At 42.5% G+C, this 21,793-nt stretch carries 18 protein-coding genes and 1 other RNA gene; 15 read left to right on the top strand and 4 right to left on the bottom strand.

Translation table 11 applies throughout. The features are described 5' to 3' along the window. The first annotated feature begins 256 nt into the window (after nucleotides 1-256). The 3 genes from HCJ96_RS06065 (at nucleotide 257) to HCJ96_RS06055 (ending at nucleotide 3,068) form a co-directional block, all read left to right on the top strand. Entirely contained in the window at nucleotides 257-1,267 is a 1,011-nt protein-coding gene (locus HCJ96_RS06065) for a fumarylacetoacetate hydrolase family protein (protein ID WP_169210142.1), read from the top strand. A gap of 15 nt (nucleotides 1,268-1,282) precedes the next feature. Continuing rightward, nucleotides 1,283-1,936 carry a maleylacetoacetate isomerase gene (gene maiA, locus HCJ96_RS06060; protein WP_169210141.1) on the top strand — a complete coding sequence of 218 codons (654 nt, stop codon included), beginning with the start codon at nucleotides 1,283-1,285 and terminating at the stop codon, nucleotides 1,934-1,936. 490 nt (nucleotides 1,937-2,426) lie between these two features. Continuing rightward, nucleotides 2,427-3,068: a hypothetical protein gene (locus HCJ96_RS06055; protein WP_169210140.1), complete on the top strand. Its 642-nt coding sequence runs from the start codon at nucleotides 2,427-2,429 to the stop codon at nucleotides 3,066-3,068. Between the two features lie 99 nt (nucleotides 3,069-3,167). Here HCJ96_RS06055 and HCJ96_RS06050 read toward each other — a convergent pair whose 3' ends face one another. Further along, nucleotides 3,168-3,635, bottom strand: a complete 468-nt coding sequence (locus tag HCJ96_RS06050) for an Lrp/AsnC family transcriptional regulator (RefSeq protein ID WP_169210139.1) — start codon at nucleotides 3,633-3,635, stop codon at nucleotides 3,168-3,170. A gap of 189 nt (nucleotides 3,636-3,824) precedes the next feature. Between HCJ96_RS06050 and HCJ96_RS06045 the strand changes: the two genes are divergently transcribed. Then, on the top strand, nucleotides 3,825-4,883 hold the full coding sequence (locus tag HCJ96_RS06045) for a Glu/Leu/Phe/Val dehydrogenase (protein ID WP_169210138.1): 1,059 nt from the start codon (nucleotides 3,825-3,827) through the stop codon (nucleotides 4,881-4,883). Nucleotides 4,884-4,970: 87 nt separating this feature from the next. Further along, nucleotides 4,971-5,067: signal recognition particle sRNA small type (gene ffs, locus HCJ96_RS06040), an RNA gene on the top strand. Between the two features lie 31 nt (nucleotides 5,068-5,098). Here ffs and HCJ96_RS06035 read toward each other — a convergent pair. After that, nucleotides 5,099-5,377 (bottom strand): late competence development ComFB family protein, encoded by a 279-nt coding sequence (locus HCJ96_RS06035; RefSeq protein WP_169210137.1) that lies wholly within the window; start codon nucleotides 5,375-5,377, stop codon nucleotides 5,099-5,101. A 114-nt stretch (nucleotides 5,378-5,491) separates the two neighbouring features. Here HCJ96_RS06035 and HCJ96_RS06030 point away from each other — a divergent pair, with 114 nt between their 5' ends. The 9 genes from HCJ96_RS06030 to HCJ96_RS05990 all read left to right on the top strand — a co-directional run bounded on the left by HCJ96_RS06030 (nucleotide 5,492) and on the right by HCJ96_RS05990 (nucleotide 16,902). Then, nucleotides 5,492-6,592 carry a tryptophan 2,3-dioxygenase family protein gene (locus HCJ96_RS06030; protein WP_169210136.1) on the top strand — a complete coding sequence of 367 codons (1,101 nt, stop codon included), beginning with the start codon at nucleotides 5,492-5,494 and terminating at the stop codon, nucleotides 6,590-6,592. Between the two features lie 264 nt (nucleotides 6,593-6,856). Further along, complete coding sequence (locus tag HCJ96_RS06025; protein WP_169210135.1) at nucleotides 6,857-9,475, top strand: TonB-dependent receptor; 2,619 nt, start codon at nucleotides 6,857-6,859, stop codon at nucleotides 9,473-9,475. Between the two features lie 1,292 nt (nucleotides 9,476-10,767). Beyond that, nucleotides 10,768-11,664, top strand: a complete 897-nt coding sequence (locus HCJ96_RS06020; RefSeq protein WP_169210134.1) for a class I SAM-dependent methyltransferase — start codon at nucleotides 10,768-10,770, stop codon at nucleotides 11,662-11,664. Nucleotides 11,665-11,953: 289 nt separating this feature from the next. Further along, nucleotides 11,954-12,718: a DUF3450 domain-containing protein gene (locus tag HCJ96_RS06015; protein ID WP_169210133.1), complete on the top strand. Its 765-nt coding sequence runs from the start codon at nucleotides 11,954-11,956 to the stop codon at nucleotides 12,716-12,718. 6 nt (nucleotides 12,719-12,724) lie between these two features. Further along, nucleotides 12,725-14,083, top strand: a complete 1,359-nt coding sequence (locus HCJ96_RS06010) for a MotA/TolQ/ExbB proton channel family protein (protein WP_169210132.1) — start codon at nucleotides 12,725-12,727, stop codon at nucleotides 14,081-14,083. 1 nt (nucleotide 14,084) lies between these two features. Beyond that, complete coding sequence (locus tag HCJ96_RS06005; protein WP_169210131.1) at nucleotides 14,085-14,609, top strand: MotA/TolQ/ExbB proton channel family protein; 525 nt, start codon at nucleotides 14,085-14,087, stop codon at nucleotides 14,607-14,609. 11 nt (nucleotides 14,610-14,620) lie between these two features. Continuing rightward, a complete protein-coding gene (locus tag HCJ96_RS06000; RefSeq protein WP_169210130.1) occupies nucleotides 14,621-15,019 on the top strand; it encodes an ExbD/TolR family protein in 399 nt (132 codons plus the stop codon). Between the two features lies 1 nt (nucleotide 15,020). Continuing rightward, complete coding sequence (locus HCJ96_RS05995; protein WP_169210129.1) at nucleotides 15,021-15,632, top strand: energy transducer TonB; 612 nt, start codon at nucleotides 15,021-15,023, stop codon at nucleotides 15,630-15,632. 1 nt (nucleotide 15,633) lies between these two features. Then, nucleotides 15,634-16,902 carry a tetratricopeptide repeat protein gene (locus HCJ96_RS05990; protein WP_425483733.1) on the top strand — a complete coding sequence of 423 codons (1,269 nt, stop codon included), beginning with the start codon at nucleotides 15,634-15,636 and terminating at the stop codon, nucleotides 16,900-16,902. A 181-nt stretch (nucleotides 16,903-17,083) separates the two neighbouring features. Here the strand turns inward: HCJ96_RS05990 and HCJ96_RS05985 are convergent, their stop codons facing one another. Further along, complete coding sequence (locus HCJ96_RS05985) at nucleotides 17,084-19,165, bottom strand: GNAT family N-acetyltransferase (protein WP_169210128.1); 2,082 nt, start codon at nucleotides 19,163-19,165, stop codon at nucleotides 17,084-17,086. Nucleotides 19,166-19,224: 59 nt separating this feature from the next. Between HCJ96_RS05985 and HCJ96_RS05980 the strand changes: the two genes are divergently transcribed. Then, nucleotides 19,225-19,653 carry an acyl-CoA thioesterase gene (locus tag HCJ96_RS05980; protein WP_169210127.1) on the top strand — a complete coding sequence of 143 codons (429 nt, stop codon included), beginning with the start codon at nucleotides 19,225-19,227 and terminating at the stop codon, nucleotides 19,651-19,653. A gap of 5 nt (nucleotides 19,654-19,658) precedes the next feature. Here the strand turns inward: HCJ96_RS05980 and HCJ96_RS16520 are convergent, their stop codons facing one another. Beyond that, nucleotides 19,659-21,428 carry a helix-turn-helix domain-containing protein gene (locus HCJ96_RS16520; RefSeq protein WP_169210126.1) on the bottom strand — a complete coding sequence of 590 codons (1,770 nt, stop codon included), beginning with the start codon at nucleotides 21,426-21,428 and terminating at the stop codon, nucleotides 19,659-19,661. Between the last annotated feature and the right edge of the window lie 365 nt (nucleotides 21,429-21,793).

Genomic DNA, 21,793 nt, shown 5'->3' with positions numbered 1-21,793 from the left:
ATTTACGGCTTAGCCTCTTATCACCGGTTGTAATGTACCAGTTTCATCCATACAACGATGAAACTGGTATTATTATGTTCTACCATAAGCAACAGAAAATTCATGAGTGATATCAACGGATATCAGGACAGTTCGATTTGTAAAATGGTGTGACAAGGTCGCACGAAAAACTGCTTACTTGCAATCAACTGGTTTAATGTTTGTAAGAAGCTTTTTTACACGCGTCAGATCGAATAACAAAGAGGAATAAATAACGATGAAACTGGCAACCTACAAAAATGATACCCGCGATGGCACCTTGATGTTAGTCAGTCGTGACTTGAAGCGCACGTGTTCTGCCAGCGATATCGCAGCGACGATGCAGGCTGCGCTGGATGACTGGGCGGTGTTAGAGCCAAAACTTAATGAGCGTTATGAGCAGCTAAATAACGGTAATGTTGAAAGCGAAGCTTTCGACCAGGCCAAATGCGAATCACCACTTCCCCGCGCATATCAATGGGCAGACGGCAGTGCGTACGTTAATCACGTTGAGCTGGTTAGAAAGGCACGTGGTGCGACCATGCCAGAAAGTTTCTGGACCGATCCCTTAATGTATCAGGGCGGGTCAGACGATTTCATCGGTCCTCGCGATGATGTGATCCTACCAAGTGACGAGTGGGGCATCGATTTTGAAGGTGAAATCGCAGTGGTCACTGACGATGTTCCTATGGCATGCTCGCCTGAAACCGCAGCCAGTAAAATCCGCCTATTAATGCTGGTCAACGATGTTTCATTGCGCGGATTAATTCCTGGGGAGCTAGCAAAAGGGTTCGGTTTCTTCCAGTCAAAACCTTCGTCTGCATTCTCACCTGTAGCGGTTACGCCTGATGAAATGGGCGATAATTGGAAAGACAGTAAAGTTCACCTGCCGCTGCTTTCAACCTACAACGGTGAATTGTTTGGTAAGCCTGAAGCAGGCGAAGACATGACATTTGATTTTGGTCAGCTTATTGCTCACGCCGCTAAGTCCAGAAACCTGGGGGCAGGGGCCATCATTGGTTCAGGCACTGTATCCAACAAACAGGGTACTGAGCATGGTTCTGCCATCAGCGAAGGTGGTGTAGGTTATTCATGCATCGCCGAAGTGCGCATGATTGAAACCATTCGTGATGGCAAACCGTCAACTGAGTTCATGCGCTTTGGTGACACGATTCATATGGAAATGCGGGATGCCGAGGGTAACAGCATTTTTGGTGAAATTAGTCAGACGATTAAAAAGTTAAACTAGGTTAGGTGCGAAGACATGGCTCTGAAACTTTATGGCTACTGGCGCTCGTCTGCAACATATCGCGTACGCATCGCGCTTAATCTGAAGGGACTGGAGTATGAATATATTCCCGTCCATTTAGTGAAAGACGGTGGCGAGCAAAATAAAGACGATTACATCAGGTTGAACCCGTCTCAATTAGTACCTACGCTGGTTGATGATGAGGAAGACATCATTCTTAGTCAGTCAATGAGTATGATTGAATATTTGGATGAGAAATACCCTGATACCCAACCCTTGTTGCCTGCCCACGCCCTGGAGCGGGCAAGGGTCAGAGCGTTGGCAATGGATTTAGCCTGCGACGTGCAGCCGATTGCTAATTTACGCGTTCTGAATGCACTCAAGTCACAATTCGATGCGTCCCAGGAGCAAGTTGTTGCGTGGGCTGCAAACTGGACCAAGCGGGGTTTTACAACCATTGAAAAGCGCTTGCAGACACAAGCAGGTAAGTATTGTTTTGGTTTTGAAGTGACACTGGCAGATGTGTGTCTGATCCCTCAGGTTTACAACGCTAAGCGCTTTGGCGTCGATCTGAGTGAGTTTCCTTTAATTGAAAAAATTAGTGAAAACTGCGAAGAGCTGGACGCATTTCAACGCGCCAGACCCGAGAACCAACCAGACGCCCAGTAACTTAAAACACTATACGCGAGAGGTCACTCAACAAAAAAAGCTACTGCTTACAGTAGCTTTTGTATAAATTGAGATATGTAAATAGGAAAACAGGATGAATTCCATCGCAATGAAGCGAGAGAAGAAAACAAAACTGTTCGGGTATAACTCGGCTTTCAGAAATTATCGTTTTTTAAATACCATCACAATAGCTTCCTTACGCAAATTCTAAAGAACCCCCATCATCTGCATTAATAACCAAATCTGCAGAATTTCTATGAACAATCCAACCAGATGGAGAGTGGGCAAATAAAATAATCAGCTTCGATTCTTACTGTGTCAGGTTATTTTACATACTCACAAAGAGTGTTTTTTGCTCAACCTACTAAGGTTTTGAATATAAAGTAGTTTGCAAATTTGGTGTATAGTTTGCTGTGCGTGTGAGGTATTTAATACTGCTGTCTAGATACATTAACTTTATCAAGTTAGACCTCTATCAAGGAAAATACAGATGAAAAATAAACTCATAAAGGGGGTTGTTGTAAGTTTTGCCCTATCAATTTGTACCCTGGCTAACGCAGGTTTTATCTATGATGTCAATATTGAAATCGGTAGTGAGAGAATGACGGGAACGGTCGAGACAGACGGTACATTAGGTTTTCTAACAGCATCCAATTTCATTGACGTATCATTAATACTAAATGGGGCTGAGAATTTGGTTTTTGACTATTTCGATACAATTGACAGCCTGTTTACTGCCCATGTTGACCGCTTGACATTTGATTTTATTAATGATGTTAATGGTTCAACAATAATTTGGTTCAGCGGGAATAGCATTGATTATCTTTGCTTCAACGACTCCGAAGGTCTTTGCGATGCAACCCCCTCACACGTTACTTTGGGATATCCAATTACCAGCCGTCTGGGAGGAGTTGATGAAGTCTGGGCAACACGAACTGTAGAACAGGTTCTGGAACCCTCGTCACTCGTCATTTTTGCTTTAAGCTTATTAACATTAGTTACTCGTCAAATGGGTAAGAAATTTACTGTAACAGTTCGAAGGCAAACACCGCGACTATTTTTTCAAAAAACAGGCGAGATAGTGGCAGCAACTTTTCATTTGTCAGGTTGGAAGAAATATCAAACAGAATAATGTTAACAGTGAAAAAGCCGTTTTGTCATTTTGACAAAACGTCTTTTTTGATTCGTTTGATCTACTTTAAAATTATATTAGCAGTCTTAATAACAGCGCTTACTGACTCTTTATCGGTAACTCAGTGGTGTTTTTAACCTGTTTAAGGGCAAAAGTTGAGCTTAGATGATCCACTAACGGCAAGTGCGTCAGTTTTGACTTAAGCAGGTGTTCATATTCTTCAATGCTTTCGACCACAACTTTGAGTAAGTAATCCTTTTCACCACTGGTGGTATGACACTCGACAATTTCATCGATGGACTCTACCGCTTTTTCAAAATCGGTCAGTGAGTCGCCATCGTGATTTTTCAAGGTAATAAAGATAAAAACCGACACGCCAAGATTCAATTTCTTTGCGTTTAATAGGGTTACCTTGCCTAATATAATGCCTTCCGCTTCCATTCGCTTAACCCGTCTCCAGCAGGGCGTGTGGGATAAGCCGACCTTCTGGCTTAAATCAGCCATGGAAACGGTAGCATCTTGTTGTAGAACGCGAAGTATTTCACGATCGAATTTATCTAATTTCATGTAGGGTGGATCCGCTGCAAATATGATGGATTCAATGGATTGATTATTTTTATAGGATAACTATCCCGTAAAGAAATTGAACTTAAACTTTGTATTGCGGGATGTTAATTTTCTTCACGACGTTTAGCAAGGCATGTCCTCTAATATTTTTTGTATAATCATACAACCTTACCCTAACGTAAATAAGTTATGTCAGTATTTGATCATCCTGAGTTCGACAAACACGAACACGTCGCATTTTATCACGATGAAGAAGCGGGTCTTAAAGCTATCATCGCAGTTCACAACACCAATCTTGGTCCAGCGCTGGGCGGCTGCAGAATGTGGCCATACATCAACAGCTCAGAAGCGTTGAACGATGTTTTGCGCTTGTCGAAAGGGATGACCTACAAAGCGGCCATGGCTAATTTAAAGCTTGGCGGTGGCAAGTCGGTTATCATTGGCGATCCCCGTAAAATGAAAACGCCTGCGATGATGCGTGCAATGGGCAAGTTTGTTGATTCATTAGGCGGTAAATATTTTACGGCGGAAGATTCAGGCATCGCGGTCACTGATTTGCAGGAAATGGCGACGCAATCTGAATTTATCGCCGGTACCAGTGCACAGTATCATTACGCGGGTGAAACGCCTGATGGAAATCCTGCACCTTCAACTGCTTACGGTGTTTTTGTTGGTCTGCGTAGTTCCGTTGAATATGCGATGAATACCGATCTGAAAGGGGTCAAGGTTGCGATTCAGGGGATGGGACACGTTGGCTATCGTCTTGCACAGCACCTGCACAACGCTGGCGCACAACTGTTTGTAACGGATATCTATCCTGACGGTATCGAACGTGCAGTGAACGAATTAGGCGCAACAGCAGTTGCCCCAGAAGACATCTATGGCTTGGACGTCGATGTGATTGCCCCGTGTGCAATGGGCGCATCAATAAATGATGAAACGTTACCAGATATTAAAGCGAAGGTGATTGCTGGCGCCGCAAACAACCAGTTAGCGCGCGAGGAAATGGGTGAATTATTGCGTAAGCGTGGAATTTTATACGCACCTGACTATGTTATTAATGCCGGTGGTGTTATTGATATTTATCACCAGCGTATGGAACAGTCTTCAAATGAAGCGATGCGTACCCATATTGAAGAAATCGGGGTAACATTGAAAGAGATTTTCGAACGCGCCGATAACGAAGATAAAGCAACCAATCGGGTTGCCAACGTTATTGCACAGGAACGCTTTACAAACAAAGCTTGAAACTTGCTTTTCAAATCGTCATAATGCGCCGCTCTTGAGAGGCATCCGCACTTAGCGGCGCTTATCAATAACGATTCAATGGTAGGTTCCTGGTCCTCCCGCAATGATACTCTGTGAACTCGGTCAGGCCCGGAAGGGAGCAGCCGCAGCAGACGACTCATGTGCCGGGATGTGGCTGGGAGCTTGCCACCCTTCTTTCTAATATTATTTATTTTTTAAGCTTCGCGCTTTTTGTTCTCGGCCTGATCCAGATAGTTTATGGCTTTTTCCACCGCATATTCCACGTTCATTTCCATTTGTTGCTTTTCACTTTGGGGTAAGTAAAACGCCATATCCACTTCAAAGCGAATATAGCGCGGCGGAATCTGGTTTAAGGTGAGGCAGCACAGGTCGGCCAGGTAGTCATCGGATTTGGTTTTATTCAGCTCCAGCTTTTTTATGTGTTCCAGAACAAGATGTTCGTAAAAATTATGAATATCATCATCTAGCTTCATTAGCCTTCCTTAAAGTTTTCACCTTTACTCTACTCTTATAGCTGCTTTGCTGTTGATGTCGAGTTTGCGGTGATAGAATTTAGCAATTAATTAACAAGCCTAATCGAATTCATTATGAAAAAAAATATCGAACCCTGCTACTACGGTGATTATTTGCAACTGGATAAGATTCTTGGTGCACAGCATCTGCAAAGTGAAAAGTACGGTGGTGCTGCCCATGAAGAAATGCTCTTCATTATTGTGCATCAGGTCTACGAATTGTGGTTCAAGCAAGTGTTGCACGAGCTTCACTCGGTCATTGACACCTTTTCACAAACTCAGGTAAAAGATCAGGAGTTGATAACGGTGGTACACCGGCTCCACCGAATCATCCAGATACAACAGTTAATGAATGATCAAATCAGCGTGATGGAAACCATGACGCCACAACAATTTCTCTCATTCCGTGATTATTTGGTGCCTGCCTCGGGTTTTCAAAGTATCCAGTTCAAACGCCTGGAAATTTCATTGGGTTTGAAACGTGAGTACAGAATTGATTTTGACAAACAGAGTTTCTATAACCGTTTAGAGCCAAGGGACAGGGAACTATTGGAGAGCCTGGAAAAGAAACCCAGTTTATTCGAGTTGGTGGATCAGTGGCTTGCCAGAATGCCCTTGTTGAAAAAAGACAGCTTTGACTTTCTAAAACACTATCAGCAGGCAACTGACGAACTGTTAAGTGCTGATAAAAACACCATTGAGAACAACACTACGCTTTCCGACAAAGAACGATACCAGGAGCTCAAAGACTGGCAGACAACGCGAGAAAGTTTTGATGCCTTATTCGACGAGGAAAAGTATCTTGCATTACGTGGTGATGGAAAATTCCGACTGAGTCACAAAGCGATGCTCTCCTCATTATTTATAAAGCAATATGCAGAAGAACCCATCTTTAACCTACCGTTTCAATTAATAACCGCGCTAACCGAAATAGATGAGAAGCTTACAATCTGGCGCTATCGACATGCGATGATGGTGCAACGAATGTTGGGCACAAAAATAGGCACTGGCGGCTCGTCGGGTCATCACTATTTGAAAAAAACCACAGAATCCAATCGTATCTTTGTAGATTTCTTTAATATGGCGACGTTTTTATTACCAAAAGATATGCTACCTGAGCTGCCTGGGTCGATAAAACGGTATCTGGGATTTTACTTAGGAGATAATCGCGAATGATTTTTCGCTATCTGGACCTCCGAAATTTAACTGAAGTTAGCCAAATGGATAACCTCATTAATGATTTTGTAACTATATTTTTACGCTATTAACAAAAAAAGCTGAAAAAAAATGGAACTTTTCATTACCGCCTGCGAAATGGCGGTTGACCACCCCCACAGGATGTGGTTATTATCAATTTGAGGCTATGACCTTATTAATAATAAGTCGTAACAAACGATTTAGAAACACACACTAAGTTTTAGTGGTCCAGGGAGACAAAACATGTTTACAAATTCTAAACTGGCTAAGTCAGTTAAGCTGGCTTGTGCCTTTGGCGCAGCTTCAGCAGCTATGCTTGCATCTGGTGCAGCACTTGCTCAAGAAACTGAAGAGCAAGAAGCAACTACCGTAGAAAAAATCCAGGTTACTGGTTCACGAATTCGTAGAGCGGATCTTGAAGGTTCAGTTCCTGTAACTGTAATCGACAGAGCTCAATTAGAATTCTCTGGCCAGACGTCAGTCGCGGATTTACTTCGTAGTACTAACTTTAACTCAGCGGGTTCTTTCCGTCCTCAGTCTGGTAGTTCTGCTCAAGGTGTATCTCAAATCAACCTACGTGGTTTGGGTGCAGACCGTACCCTTATCCTTATTGACGGTCGTCGTTTACCTAAGTCACCATCTACTGGTTCATCACAGGATTTGAACTCAATTCCTTCAGCAATCATCGAAAGAATTGAAATTTTGACTGATGGTGCATCTTCAGCATATGGTTCTGATGCGATTGGTGGTGTAGTTAACATCGTTACTCGTAAAGATTTTGAAGGGGTAGAGATAAAGCTTGGCGCCGGTCAAATTGAACACGAAGGCGGTGATCGCGAAGAAGGTTCAGTTGTTTTTGGTATGTCAGGTGACAAAGGAAACATGGTTGGTGGTGTATCTTACAACCACCGTGATATCGTGTTCGCGCGAGATTTTCCATGGTACTCGCCCGGTGCATCTGTTTACGGCAACAGTTTCTCTACCTTAACTCCTGAAGGTTCAGATAACTTTAATCTTACCGCTTTTCCTGGTGGTTGCGATGGCGCTGAAGGTTTTTACTTACTTCCTAATTCAAGTGGGATAGCTAATTCTGCTGGTGTTGCGGAACGCTGTGCATATAATTTCAGCCTAGTATCTGCTGATGAAGCATCAACCGGTGTATTAGGATTTTTCTTAAACAACCGTTATGAGATAAATGACGACTGGTTAGTTTTCTCTAATATGAGCTGGAATAAAACAGATTCATTTGGTCGCTATGCACCTGTTCCTGATTCACCGTCTCCATTTGCAGGTGGATCAGGTAATCCATTACCAGCAGACAGCCCGAATAACCCAACCAACCCTGAAAGTGCCATGTACGATCCGGCATTTGGCGAGAATCAGCCAGTTTGGTGGTGGCATCGTTTTGACTCTCTAGGCAATCGTGATAATGAAGTTGAGAACGAACTTCAGGATCTATTGGTTGGTGTAGAAGGTAATATCGGTGATATTTTTGTAGATTTTGGTGTGCGTAGAACAAAGTCTAAAACTTTCGATATCGGTCGTAACTATTTAGTTCGTACAACTGCCGAAGCTTTTATTAACGACGGAACTTACGATTTACAGCGTCCAAATGAGAACCCTGCGGATGTTCTTAATGCGATGAAAGCAACGATTTCGCGTATTAGTTACTTTAACCAAGACGAAGTATTTGGTTCAGCGCAGTTTGATCTTTTCGAAATGGATGGTGGTTTAGTTAGTACTGTTGTCGGTTTCGAATGGCGTGAAGAAGACTACGGTGATCAGTATGATTCGCTATCTGAAGCTGGTGCAATCGGTGGTTCATCTGGTAACTCAGCAGGTGGCGGTCGTTACGCTCGTGCAGCGTACTTTGAAACGCTTCTTCCAGTAATGGATGAACTTGAAGTAACCTTAGCTGGACGTTACGACGACTATAGCGACTACGGTAATGACTTCTCGCCTAAGATTTCTGCTCGCTATGAGCCGATGGATGACATGATTTTACGAGCTTCTTGGGGACAAGGTTTCCGAGCTCCAACACTTGATATTCTTACGCAAAAAGATTCGTTTAGTGCTGACACAGTTAGGGATCCACAAACGTGTCAAGTTGTAGGTCAACCAGATGATTGTGAACAACAAATTAATGGTCTAAGAACTGCTAACCCGAATCTGTCTTCAGAGCAATCTGAACAATGGGCTCTTGGTTATGCTTATCAGCCATTTGATTTCCTATCATTCTCGATTGACTACTGGAATATTGAGATTGATGAGAGAATTAACTTTTTTGATGCCCAAGAACTTGTTGACCGTGAAAAAGCTGGCGACCCAATTCCGTCAGGTCTTGGTGTAGAGCGAGCTGGTAATGGTGCAATTTCTCGAGTAGTGCAAGGTTATGGTAACGAAGGTACACTCAGTACAAATGGTCTAGACTTCGATATTACTTATGTAGAAGAGTTCTCGTTTATGGCATTGCGTAGCTCCTTACGTTTTTCTCATTTACTTGAATATTCTGTAGATGGTGGTCGTGATCAAGTTGGTGATGATGGTCTTCCTGAGCAACGTGCTAACCTAAATACTGTAGCTACAGTGGGTGACTTTGATATTGCTTGGAACATTAATTATATTGGTGACACTGCAGAAGAAGTAGACGCTGGTGAGCAACTTGGTCACATTCCTTCATGGACTACTCATGATGTGAATGTAACCTATAATGCTCCTTGGAATGCTAAAATCACTGTTGGTGTTAATAACGTCGGTGGTAAAGAGCCGCCACTTTATCCAACAGGAAGTCGTGAATATAACTTCGAGTTATATGATGGCTACGGACGCATTACTTATGCTCGTTACGTACAATCGTTCTAAGATTTAGGACAAATTTTAAACGCCCGGTGTAAATCGGGCGTTTTTTTGTATCTGATTTACTCTTGATTTAAGTTAGTAACTTGCTCACTACTACCCAATTCCTTAAGCACATTTTATAGACACGTCAGCATTGCTGATAAAATCATTTCACAAATTGCTGCATGCGTTCACAGTTTCAACATTCTTTGAAAATATCGGTTTACTGAGTCCTGGTGTCTCTGCAAACTACAAATCCGTTCAATTAGATTTAACTCTGGTGAATAGGAAGCTATTTTAAAGTCTCTACATTTTAGTTCCCTTCAGCATTGTCACTGGTATGCCAACCCGCTACATTATTACGACTATTGCGTGGTAGACCGTCGCTATTTCGTTTTATTTGCTTCAGATTATGATGCGCGATGTCTTTTTTCACATTCGTGAGGTTTAACCCTTCTGTTTCACTAGTGGTAGGGCAAACTGAGCTAAATATATGAGCTTATTGAAATTGTTGATGTAGTATCGTTCGTGCTAATGGTCTTTCGCGTGCCTACAAGAGCGTAGTGGTATCTCGCTGGCCGGAGCGAGCGTTATCTCGGAACCAGATATCAGCTTGCTCAGAGCGGACTTGTTTAATAACATTACAGGCTCGTTCCAAGTGGAAATTTCTTTACATGCGTTTTAGACAGCCGTGACTGTATCGGGTGTTGTGAGCGTTTAGTTATCCGTTTGTCTATTAAGAAAACTAAAATTTTGTACAATTGGATAAGTTGATACTTCGCACATATCTCACCTAATATAAATATCCTTGCTGTGCGAACCTATTAATCTGCCACTTTTATCTTACTCAGTTTCCTTTTCAATAAAGCTTGCTAACCTTTGTTTCTTGTTAACGGAGGCTGAAAGTGTTCTGCCTGGTCGATCTTTATCATTAAGGCCTGCCAGTTCAATTAAAAGGTTTTTACTAAAACAAGTGTTAACTCTTCGACATGTAACTTTGAATTGGATTGAACTTTAGTACAGCTTTTACTTTCAAGCATCAGAAACGCCGCTAGTAAATGAAACGGCTTTTAAAAAACTAATTTCTAATTTTGACAAACGAAGTAAATTCGTTCGAAGGTAAATTGTCCATGGGAATTTTGTAAAAAAAATCAGATAATTCATTTGATCATGCGGTTATGCAGAGTGGTGTTAGTTAATCCCTATCTCAACCTTGACAAAGTGCTGACTTTTTTCTCCTTTCACGATATTGTTAATAAAACTTTTCTACCATCGCATGTAGGGGCTTGCCCGTACTATTTTAATTAAGGGTATTTATGAATTCTTCTCCGTGGTGTACTTATTGGAAAGATAACGCCTCAGATACCTTCGATAATGCTTACGCAAACGATCCAATCCTGAAAAAGGCTGTTATAGAATTTTTTCGACCCCATTTAGTTTCATTATCAAATGATACAAGATTGATAGATTTGGGATGTGGCAACGGCGGTAACATATTGCTTTATAAAGAGTGTTTTAGAGATAACACGAGTTTTCCCGAATTCTGGGGTGTGGATTACGCTGCAGATAGGGATAATTACATGGGTGAAAAATCGAAATTTATAAAAGGAGACTTTACCAACTTACCTGTAGAGACGGGAAAATACGAATTAATTACAAGCTTGTTTGGTATAGAGTATGCGAAGCCTCGCCAACTTTTGTCGCAACTGTCACAACTTTGTGTAAAAAATGGCAAATTCGCATTTCTACTACATGATTCTGATAGCGTTATTACTGCAAAGTCAAAGATTACAGTGAAATTTTACGATGATTATTTCACTAATATATTTCCTAAAAATTCATTAAATAAATTATCTGAACTTAGTTTGTCAGAAATAGAAAAATCGTTACTTATGTCGTTAAAGAATACGATGCAAAATTTACCTAATTCATTGCAATATGACTGTTATATCGTCGCTATGAAAGTAAAAAGTTATGTTGATACTGCAAAAAGAAACAACAGTACAGCTAAATTACTTAGCGATTTAGAATCATATATCCATCAAGTCAACAATCATAAAGCTAGACTAACCCAACAACTAGCTTCAACAATCAATGCGAAGTTATTTACCGAACTTTGTGAGGAGCATAATTCTCCCTTTAGAATAGAATCACAGGTCGTCCACTCTGAATTGGGGCTCATTGGGAGAGGGGTTATCGGTTACAAAAAATAGATTTAAGAGATTTATTTGACAGACCTGCGATAGTCATCAAAAATTTATCCAGAATACCCAAATTTCAAAATGTTAGTTCGTAATATGAGCAGTCTGACTGAAAATACTGGTGTAACATCTCACTTACTTGACTCACTCACTTGTTCCATGGGAGTATTGGGGGTTTGTAGGAGTTGTTAATATTTTGATACAATTTCTACTACTATAATTTAATTAAAAGTTTACACGCCCCTCGCCAAAATTCGTGGCGAGGATTCTAAAAAGTAATTGGTTGGGAACTATGTCCAAGATGAGCAAGAGAACAATTATTGCTTCAACCGTAATTGGTGCATTTGCACTAACGGCTAGCGCAGCAATCTCTGCTAATAGCCTAGATGCTATTCAAAACGAAGAAGCCAAGATTCATGCAGCTGCAGCGAAATCTCAAGAAAAAATAAACACGTATTTCGAGCAGTCCCAGGAATTATTGATTGAGTATCGCACTACTGTAGATCAGACTGAAAACTTGAAAGTGTATAACGATTACATCGCGAGTCTTGTTGAAGATCAGCAGCGTAGTATTGATTCTTTACAGCGTCAGATCGACAGTATTGAAGACACTAAGCAGGGCATTGTGCCTTTAATGTTTAGAATGATTGAGAGCTTGGAAAAGTTCATCAATCTTGATGTGCCAATCCACCTGGATGAGCGTAAGGAGCGTATTGAACGTCTTCGCGATTTAATGGCAAACTCAAACGTCACTATCTCTGAGCAATTCCGTCAGGTTATTGAAGCCTATCTGGTAGAAGTAGAATACGGCACTAAAATCGATTCTTACCAAGGGACAATTGAAGCAAACGGTACACAGGTTACTGTTGACTTCTTTAACTTGGGTAGAACCGCTCTGCTAGCACTTTCGCTTGACCAAAACAGCGCTTTTGTTTGGAACAACGAAGCACGTGCATGGGAAGAGCTTGGTGATGAGTACCTTTCCTCTGTTGTTGATGCAGTTAAGATGGCAAATGGCGTCGTTCCTGCTGATTTAATCAAATTACCAATTCAGGCAGCGGAGTAATTGTTAATGAAAATTATGTTTAAATCTTTAATAACCGCTGCATCCTTGGCGGTAATGTCTTCTGGAGCCTATGCTCAGGACGCAGTGAGCCTGAAAAGCCTCCTGGAACAAGTGAAGCAAAACAGGGTTTCTGAAGCGCGCATCAATGAACAGCGTGAAGCAGAATTCAGATCTGAAAGAGCCGACAAGCAATCTTTACTGAAGAAAGCTCAGGCAGATCTTAAAGCTGAACAGGATCGTGGCGATCGCTTGCAAAAGCAATTTGCTGACAACGACACGACGCTTAATGAAAAAGCGGCTGAGTTGGACCAGGCTACGGGTCAGTTAGGTGAAATGTTTGGTGTTGTAAGACAAGCAGCTTCTGAAGCTAACGGTCGTATCTCAACGTCAATTGTAAGCGCGCAGTTCCCAGGTCGTTCTGAATTTCTGGCAGAGATGTCGGAAGAGTCAAAAGGCCTACCTAACATTAAAGAATTGGAAGATCTTTGGTTCTCTTTACAAACAGAGATGACTGAAGGCGGTCAGGTTGTTCGCTTCTCTACTGAAGTAGTAAACCTTGATGGTGGTTCTTCTGAGCAGGAAATTGTTCGTGTAGGTACATTTAACCTGGTTGGTCAGGATGGTTACTTGACGTACGATACAGAAAACGACGTGGTTCAACCACTTGGCCGTCAACCAGATGGTTATTTAGTTGATTCTGCACAAGAGATGGTTGACGAAACGTCTGGCTTCGTTGGCTTTTATGCTGACCCTTCACAAGGCGCAATTCTTGGTTTGCTTAAGCAGAAAGCGACGTGGGAAGAGCGTTACCATGCAGGTGGTGTAGTAGGTTACACAATCACTGTAATGTTGATAATTGGTCTTCTAATTGGTCTTTATAAGCTTGTTACGCTTTCCATTGCGAGCAGCAAAATTAATTCTCAATTGAAGAACCCTGGTAATCCTTCTAGCGGCAATCCTCTGGGTCGCATCTTGAAAGTATACCAAGAGAACAAAGGTGCGGATGCAGAGAATCTTGAACTTAAGTTGGATGAAGCAATTCTACGTGAACTTCCTTCCATCGAGAGTGGCATTAACATCATCAAGATTTTTGCGGCGATTGCGCCACTACTTGGTCTATTAGGTACCGTACTTGGTATGATTGCTACGTTCCAGACTATTACGTTGTTTGGTACTGGTGACCCGCGCATGATGGCCGGAAGTATCTCAATGGCACTTGTGACAACCGCTCAGGGTATTATTGCAGCATTGCCGCTGATTCTTACTCACAGCATCGTTGCTTCACGTAGTAAGTCTATTGTTCACATTCTTGATGAGCAGACAGCTGGTATAGTAGCTGCTCACTCTGAATCAGAGAGAGTTTAATATGGTTTACCTGATTGGATTATTCGAATCGGTCAGGGACTTTATCGCAACTGGCGGCGATGTTCTTTACTTCGTCGCACTAGCGCTCTTTCTTATGTGGGTACTTATGATTGAGCGCTATTGGTACCTGGTATCGGTTTTCCCAAAGGTAAAAAAAGACATTATCCAAAAATGGGAAAGTCGCCAAGATACCCGGTCCTGGTATGCGCATAGAATCCGTGATGCATGGATATCTCAGGCTTCTGACGGTTTAAACGCCAGAATGCTGATTATCAGAACGTTAATCGCTATGTGTCCGCTTATCGGACTATTAGGGACTGTAACGGGAATGATTAGTGTTTTCGAAACGATGGCAACGCAGGGAACCAGTAACGCCCGACTAATGGCATCTGGTATCTCAATGGCAACGATTCCTACAATGGCAGGAATGGTAGCAGCTTTGTCAGGACTGTTTATTAGTTCTCGTTTAGAAGCGAAGGTGAAGTTGGCAAGAGAAGGCTTAGTTGATAGCCTGCCACATCATTAGAGAGAGAAATTATGGCTCGTAAAGTCAGAACCGAGGAAGAAGATGCGCAAATAGACATGACGCCCATGTTGGACATCGTGTTTATCATGTTGATTTTCTTCATCGTTACAACCGTATTCGTTAAAGAAGCCGGTATTGAAGTAAATAAGCCAGACGCGAGCCAGGCGGTACTGCACAAGAATGCCAACATTTTCATTGCGATAACTGAAGATGGAAATGTTTGGCTGGATAAGCGTGAGGTATCTCCTGATAGCGTTAGAGCTAATATAGAGCGATTGCTTACAGAGCAGCCTACTGACTATGTCATTATTCAGGCGGACGTGAAAGCGAAGCATGGGTTGGTCGTAGAGATTATGGACCAGGTCAAAGCCGCTGGCGTAGATCGCGTTTCTGTTGCAGCAAGGGGTTAAAATGGCAAGATTTATCGTTTCTATTTTAATTGGTGCAGCTATAGCTTTCGGTCTATTTGTTATAATGGCGAAATTGATTGAAAACTCAGCAAGGCCAGCAGATGAGGTTCCGGATGCACCGGTAATCGATATCGTGATGTCAAAGCCTGAAGAGGATACCCAGACGAGAAAACGGGTACCGCCACCACCACCGCCTCCACCCAAGGAGCCACCAAAGATTGAACCTGTAGAACCGGAAGCAGACGAACCTGACGCTGACGGATTTAGCATGGCTATGCCTCAAGTCGACACCGGTGGCGTAGGTATCAATATAGGTGCAGTAGGTGCAATGCAAAGTGACGGTGAAGCAACGCCTGTGGTCAGGATTGACCCGCGTTATCCGCCTGAAGCAGCAAGAGACGGCCGAGAAGGTTGGGTTAAATTGTCGTTCACTATCAACGAAGTTGGTGGAGTTGAAGACATAGAAGTTATTGACGCTGATCCTAAGCGCCTATTCGACAGGGAAGCGAGAAGAGCTTTGCGTAAGTGGAAATATCGTCCTAAAATTGTTGACGGTAAGGCCGTAAAACAGCCCAACATGTTTGTTCAGCTAGATTTCAAACTGGATCAATAACATGATGAAATTAAAGTTTAATAAACCCATTATGGCGTTGATGCTAGGCGCATCCAGCATGATGTTCAGTCATGCCGGTTTCGCCCAGTCTAATGCTCCGGTTGTATGTCCCGGCTATGAAAAGGGTAATACCAAGTTAGTCGGGGAGCGTACAGGAAAAAAAGTTCAACGTGCATTCGAAGCCTACAATGAAGATCTTGTTGACGAAGCGTTAGAAATCCTGATGGACATAGATCCGTCAGACGATTTCGATAAAGCTTATGTTAATCGCTTTATTGGTAATCTGCTTGCCGCGAGAGAAGGTGAAGGTAACAAAGCGTACAATTACCTAATTAGTTCAGTGGAACCTAAGGTGCTTAATGATCTTGAGCATTCTCAGACGCTGAAATTGATTGGCGATTTGAGTATGCAGGAGGAAAAGTACTCTGAGGCGATTAAGTGGTATAACCAGTGGATGGACTTTACGTGTAAAGAAGATGCTGATGTTTATACACGTTTGGCACAGGCATATTATGAGTCTAAGCAATTAGAAAAAATGATTGAGCCTGCGGATAAAGCGATTGCGCTTTACGATGAGCCAAATAAAAACCCTTATGTACTAAAGTTAACTTCGTACTATGAGCGTAAGATGTATCCAGAAACGGTTAAAGTTTCTGAGCAACTTGTATCACTGTTTCCTGAAGAACCCAAATGGTGGACACAGCTTGGCCTGTTCTACATTTTGGTTGAGGATTATAAAAAGTCGCTGGCAACCTTTGAAGTGGCTTACCTCAATGGATGGCTTGACAAAGAAAATCATATTAAGCAGATAGCGCAGCTATACGCGTCTAATGGTATTCCGTTTAAGTCAGCTACGGTGATGGAAAAGCATGTTAAATCAGGCTTAGTCGAAGATAACGCCAGTAACTTAGCTACGATAGCAAATTCCTATCACCAGGCTAAAAACTACAAAACAGCCGCCAATTATTATGGCAGAGCTGCAGCGAAGAGCTCAGATCCAGACCACTACCGTAAGCAGGGTACTTTGCTTATCGTTGCTGAAGACTATAAAAATGCTATCACAGCATTGGAAAATGCGCTTGAGCGCGGTGTGGATGATCCAGGTAAAATTCACTTCTCTTTAATGGAAGCACATTTTTATCTGGGTAACTTCAAAAGAGCTTTTGAGTACGCTGAGATGGCGAAAAAGGATAACTCGATTAGAAGAAATGCTAATGCATGGGTTCCTTACATCAAAGAAAAAGCTAAGAATCGCGGAATTAACATTTAACGCTTATTTGCTAAGCGATTTGTTAATAAAAACGATTTTAAAAAGCCTGACGATATGTCGGGCTTTTTTTATACAAATTGTACTGGATTAGCTTGCCATTGATTTTTACGCAACATCTTGTTTAGTTGAATGTTTTAACTGTTTTTAAATTTCAACGCTGAGTAATCAACGTAACCCGTCCTCATTCATCATCCTTGAGATACGGCCTTGCTAAATCTCTGAGCCTGTTGATATCTTCAGTACATAGCTGCTTTTTACGCGGCAACGAACTGAGCATTGAAATCAATTTAGTTTTTTCCTGATCGCTATCTGGAAGCTGTTCGTCAATCAGTTTATTAAGCAGCCAAGGTATCGCTGAACCTAACGCGCTGTAAATTCGCTGCCCATTACAGAATTGCTTCCATCTTTCTAAGTAAATCTGATCAAGATAAGTAGTCTTAATAGTTTCTTGCGCAAACATTGCCATTGCGAGTGTATCAGCACCGTCGTACTTTGCATCATTGTGTCCTAGCTGGGAAAGGGTTCGAACATTTAACTCAAATTCCTCGTTCAGCGAATAGGTTACCAGTGCGCTCGCGGTGCCACTGGCTTTGTTTTTCTTGTTACCGATTTTCACTAATCTGAAACCATGTTTGAGCCAGAAATTAAGCAGTTTGACATTGGCTCCGAAAGAGCTGGTTAATGCATCCACTTGTTGACCTGTGGCAGCCTCAATAATGTTATCGAGCAAGTGGGAGCCAAAACTACGCCGCTGCATTTCATGACTTACAGCAATTCTATTTATCCGCCAGTATGTTTTGTTGGCAAGTTCTGGTGTGGCGGCGAAATACGCCAAGCCTTGCGCGCTAAGGTGTCCTTTTACTCTGCGTTGGCCGCTGCTTATTTCATTTGCCAGCGAAGAGAGTTTGTCACCGCCTTCAATGTTGATAGCCGCAGCTGCAACAATTTCGTTCTGAGCTGTTTTTAATAGTGCATACAAAATATCCGGTGAGTCTGTCAGGCGCATTAAATCATCCGGCGTTGTCTGGTAATGTGCCGAATTCAGCAATTGCATGATCTGAGATAAATCTTCATTCGCAAGATGTAGCCCAGGCACCAGGATAAACTTTACATCCGTTACTGATTCACACTCTGCAGCTGTGTTTGATTTTGGCTGTAACAATAAGGCACTTGTCAAAACCTGTTCAACAGGATCATCGTTAAACCAACGCAAAGGTGTTGCAAGCGTTATTAGTTCAACTGGGGCTAAATCGTTAAGTGCTGTCAGCACCTTATGCTCAAAACCTTTACCGCTGCCCTCGTAGCCATCAATGGTGGAACTCAAGATGACTTTTTTATTCGCAATACAAATCTGCATCAGCAGAGGTACAGGAAATGATGCTGCCTCATCAATGATTAGCACATCGTAATTGTGGTTAAGGAGCACGGAGGAGTCGGGGGCGACCCAACTTAATGTGGGGATAGGTTGATTATGCGGCGGTGGGGTGGGTACGAAGGACGAATAGTAGTGTTGATAAATGGCGAACAGGCCTGCTACCGATTGTCTGGCGGTAGATGTCACTAATACAGCATTACCCTGTGCCTGTAACCATGCACAGAGCAGACCCAATGCAGCACTCTTACCTCTGCCACGCTTGGCATTAACGATAGCAAAACGTTTCTCAGTGAAATAAAAATTCTGCAGGCGCGTGAATGCGACTTTTTGATCATCACTTTTAAACATATCGTCTGGTTTAGCGGGTTCACCTGGTGATGACTTTATGGGCAAATACAAACTGTTATCCTGCAAAATAGCGATATTGTTATTTCTACCAAATGCACCGCAGATCTGTTCCACATATCGGCTTTTATCCAGAGTAAAGCCATAGGTGAGATAGAATGGCGGGTTAACCACTGCCTTTTGCGGCCATTCTGCTAAAGGAGGCGTAATGAGGATAAGAGTGCCGTTATGGCACACTGTTCCCGCCAAGGCTAGCAATGCAGACGGCCTAAAGTCGGTGACAGCATCATAAATAGCGATGTCGTAGGATTGGCCGAGAAGCTGCTTATACAGCGCAGGGGGTTTCGAAAGGGTGGCCGATATTGCCCTTTCACTAAGCGCACAAACAGTGACTGAATGGTCTGAGTGTCGGATAAGCTCATTTATGCATGCTAACCCCTCATCTTCTGCCATCGCTACGATTAGCATCTGACGATGAAAGGCTTCGCTGGTCATCATTTTATGATGAGCAAAGAGCCACTCTCGTACCTTAGTTAAAGCCATATCAACCTGAATAACGTATAATGATGTTAGATTTTAACGGGATAACCAGAGGATTTCGAATGCGTTTTTTATCTCGCCGTTTAGTAATGCCCAATGATTTAAACTATGCCGATTCATTATTCGGTGGAAGAGCACTGGAATGGATTGACGAAGAGTCAGCAATTTACGCAATTTGTCAATTGGAAACCAATTGCCTGGTGACTAAGCATATAGGTGAAATAAACTTTGAATCCCCCGCCATGCAAGGTGATATCGTTGAATTTGGGCTGGAAACAAAATCAGTGGGTAAAACATCGATCCGGGTTAGTTGTCTGGTAAGAAATAAAGCAACCAAAAAAACAATTTGCCTTGCGGATGATATTGTTTTTGTCAAAGTCGATCCGGTTACACGTCAACCTGTGCCACACGGTAAAACGTTAGAGGGACTTAAGTCGCAAACTGATAAGGAGATTCGCTCACTTAATCTTATCACTGACAAGGTAGAATAGTTCAGTTAAAGGCCTTGCCATTTTTCAAGCAGGTTAAGAAGTTTTGACTGTTGTTGGTCTTCCAAATCTGCTACCAGCTGTTCGGGGTTTGCCTTTCCTGCGTAACACGTTGCTGAGAATGCAAGATTATGACAAAGCCGGACGTGGCGATATATCCCATCATCATCAATAGTGGCATCTTTGCACAGTTTCCATAATTGATGGTTTGCTGTGCTTTTGAAGCCCCATCGCAGCAGCATCAGAGTGGTTGCTCCATATAGACATATACCAAATTCAGCGTTCAGGGCGTGGCTGAATTCGGCAAAATTGCTCGCGGTTTCCCATTTCTGCATCGTTCCATCGACTAATATGCACTCATCGTGAAATACGATAAAAAGTGACAGTAGTCCAAAAAGCAGCATCTGTTTAACGATTTCGTCATTAATTTGCTCGCTGTCAGTCACAAATGCACATTGATAAAGTGTCAGACTTAACAGCATAGCATCCGTGAGCTTCTGTACGTCGGGGTGGCGACATTGCAGTGTCAAAAGCTGCTGAGTGGCAAAAACCACTGCCAGATGTTTGATGTTTGAGACGCCCAAATTTCTACCTACTGCTTGCTGCAGATTTTTCGGAGAGCTGCCAAACACGGCGCGACTGGCTTTGCTCATGATATGAGCGTGAAAGATTGGGTCTTGTTCAATAATGTTGACCACCCTTTCGACTGTGGCATTCTTATTATCAAGACTAACAAGTTGGGAAATTGTATTGGGCAACGGTGGGAGGTTATCAACTACATCAATAAGATGATGGTTCCCCCGATGAAATCGCAGCCGACTGCCCAATTGACGAACCTGCCCAGCACTAATCCCCGAAAACTCTTTGAAACTGCGTTCAAACGCACGTCGGTCAGAAAACCCAAGCAGGTCAGCTGTGGATTCGTTTTTTTTTCCTGAAAGTAAATGATGACTGGAAAGTTCATGAATGAAATTTTTCAGTACACCGCTGAATGAGACATTCTCTTGGCGTAGTTGTTTCCGCAAATTTGATTCCGACATGCCGAGCTCCTCGGCGACCCACTCGATTCTGATTCGAGCCGGCTTTTCGCTTTTGCTGAAAATAGTGTGTAGTTTTTTTTGCAAAGGTAAATCATCAACGGTCACAAGTGCATCTTTCAATAGCTTGACCAATTGTGCACTGTGATAATATGAAGTGTGGTTGAGCCACTTCGAGTCAAAAGTGAAAACAAGCTTTGCTTCAGATTGTCTGAATTGCGCCTTGGACAGAGTGCCAACCAGGCCAGCGACATCGGAGTAGGGAAGCTCGATTTGATTAAAGTCAAAATGCCTGCCTGACAAATGACGAAACAAAATCAGTAAAAAAAACATTTCAAGTTCATCCGGCAATGAATAGCCCTGACTATCCCAGGATAAACGAACCTCTTGATTGGCCTCAAATTGAAAATTTCGCTCTCTGCCCAGCAGCAAACCAGCATGTTGCGATAAGGTTTCCAGCACATCGTTGATATTTCGCAGTGAGGTCAGTAAGACCACAAAGTTACCCATTTTATTAAAATCAAGATAGCCAGCGAGAGATTTTCCGGTCTGCTGCATACGGTCTTGCGGGATCAGTGTGGTTAACGTTTTATCGATTATGCTTTTATGTACGTGGCCATTTTCTAATTGCGCGACATCATCCATCGCATTTTGATGCTCATCGCTTTCGCACATTTGATCGCGACGCATAGCTAACAATGCACGTATTATGGCAGACCAGAACATTCCCCTGTTGTACACATATCCTCCTTAATAACTTATCAACCATGAGTGATGAGAGCGTTGGTTTGAGTTAAAAATTAACCCAAAATTAGTAGAAAGTGTCCTATTTTGTGACCAGCCTTCGGTTTATAGTGAAGTTGAATCAATGATGTCTTTGACAGTCATTTTTCCTACGAAAGAAAATGTATATTAGCTTAATCGACGAGATTTATTTTCTCAATAATATACCGTCTGGTACAGACAATTGACCAACCGCCAAGTGGTTAAACTTCTCGACAGGAAATGATGAATGGCGCGTTAGATGTCAGAAAAAGGTCTGTCATTTCAACAGACCCCTCCACACGCCTGCACCGTCACACGCAGGCGTTTTTTATTGCATAGCT

The sequence above is a fragment of the Alteromonas ponticola genome (assembly GCF_012911815.1).
GTDB classification, from domain to species: domain Bacteria; phylum Pseudomonadota; class Gammaproteobacteria; order Enterobacterales; family Alteromonadaceae; genus Alteromonas; species Alteromonas ponticola.
This window is presented reverse-complemented; position numbering and strand designations above follow the sequence as displayed.

Excerpts from the sequence above, each read along its gene's own strand:
- HCJ96_RS06035 (WP_169210137.1), bottom strand. The coding sequence starts at position 5,377 with ATGAAGCTAGATGATGATATTCATAATTTTTACGAACATCTTGTTCTG.
- HCJ96_RS05985 (WP_169210128.1), bottom strand. The coding sequence starts at position 19,165 with ATGGCTTTAACTAAGGTACGAGAGTGGCTCTTTGCTCATCATAAAATG.
- maiA (WP_169210141.1), top strand. The coding sequence starts at position 1,283 with ATGGCTCTGAAACTTTATGGCTACTGGCGCTCGTCTGCAACATATCGC.
- HCJ96_RS06020 (WP_169210134.1), top strand. The coding sequence starts at position 10,768 with ATGAATTCTTCTCCGTGGTGTACTTATTGGAAAGATAACGCCTCAGAT.
- HCJ96_RS06010 (WP_169210132.1), top strand. The coding sequence starts at position 12,725 with ATGAAAATTATGTTTAAATCTTTAATAACCGCTGCATCCTTGGCGGTA.
- HCJ96_RS06045 (WP_169210138.1), top strand. The coding sequence starts at position 3,825 with ATGTCAGTATTTGATCATCCTGAGTTCGACAAACACGAACACGTCGCA.
- HCJ96_RS06065 (WP_169210142.1), top strand. The coding sequence starts at position 257 with ATGAAACTGGCAACCTACAAAAATGATACCCGCGATGGCACCTTGATG.
- HCJ96_RS06030 (WP_169210136.1), top strand. The coding sequence starts at position 5,492 with ATGAAAAAAAATATCGAACCCTGCTACTACGGTGATTATTTGCAACTG.
- HCJ96_RS06000 (WP_169210130.1), top strand. The coding sequence starts at position 14,621 with ATGGCTCGTAAAGTCAGAACCGAGGAAGAAGATGCGCAAATAGACATG.
- HCJ96_RS05990 (WP_425483733.1), top strand. The coding sequence starts at position 15,634 with ATGATGAAATTAAAGTTTAATAAACCCATTATGGCGTTGATGCTAGGC.
- HCJ96_RS05995 (WP_169210129.1), top strand. The coding sequence starts at position 15,021 with ATGGCAAGATTTATCGTTTCTATTTTAATTGGTGCAGCTATAGCTTTC.
- HCJ96_RS06050 (WP_169210139.1), bottom strand. The coding sequence starts at position 3,635 with ATGAAATTAGATAAATTCGATCGTGAAATACTTCGCGTTCTACAACAA.
- HCJ96_RS05980 (WP_169210127.1), top strand. The coding sequence starts at position 19,225 with ATGCGTTTTTTATCTCGCCGTTTAGTAATGCCCAATGATTTAAACTAT.
- HCJ96_RS06015 (WP_169210133.1), top strand. The coding sequence starts at position 11,954 with ATGAGCAAGAGAACAATTATTGCTTCAACCGTAATTGGTGCATTTGCA.
- HCJ96_RS06055 (WP_169210140.1), top strand. The coding sequence starts at position 2,427 with ATGAAAAATAAACTCATAAAGGGGGTTGTTGTAAGTTTTGCCCTATCA.
- HCJ96_RS06005 (WP_169210131.1), top strand. The coding sequence starts at position 14,085 with ATGGTTTACCTGATTGGATTATTCGAATCGGTCAGGGACTTTATCGCA.
- HCJ96_RS06025 (WP_169210135.1), top strand. The coding sequence starts at position 6,857 with ATGTTTACAAATTCTAAACTGGCTAAGTCAGTTAAGCTGGCTTGTGCC.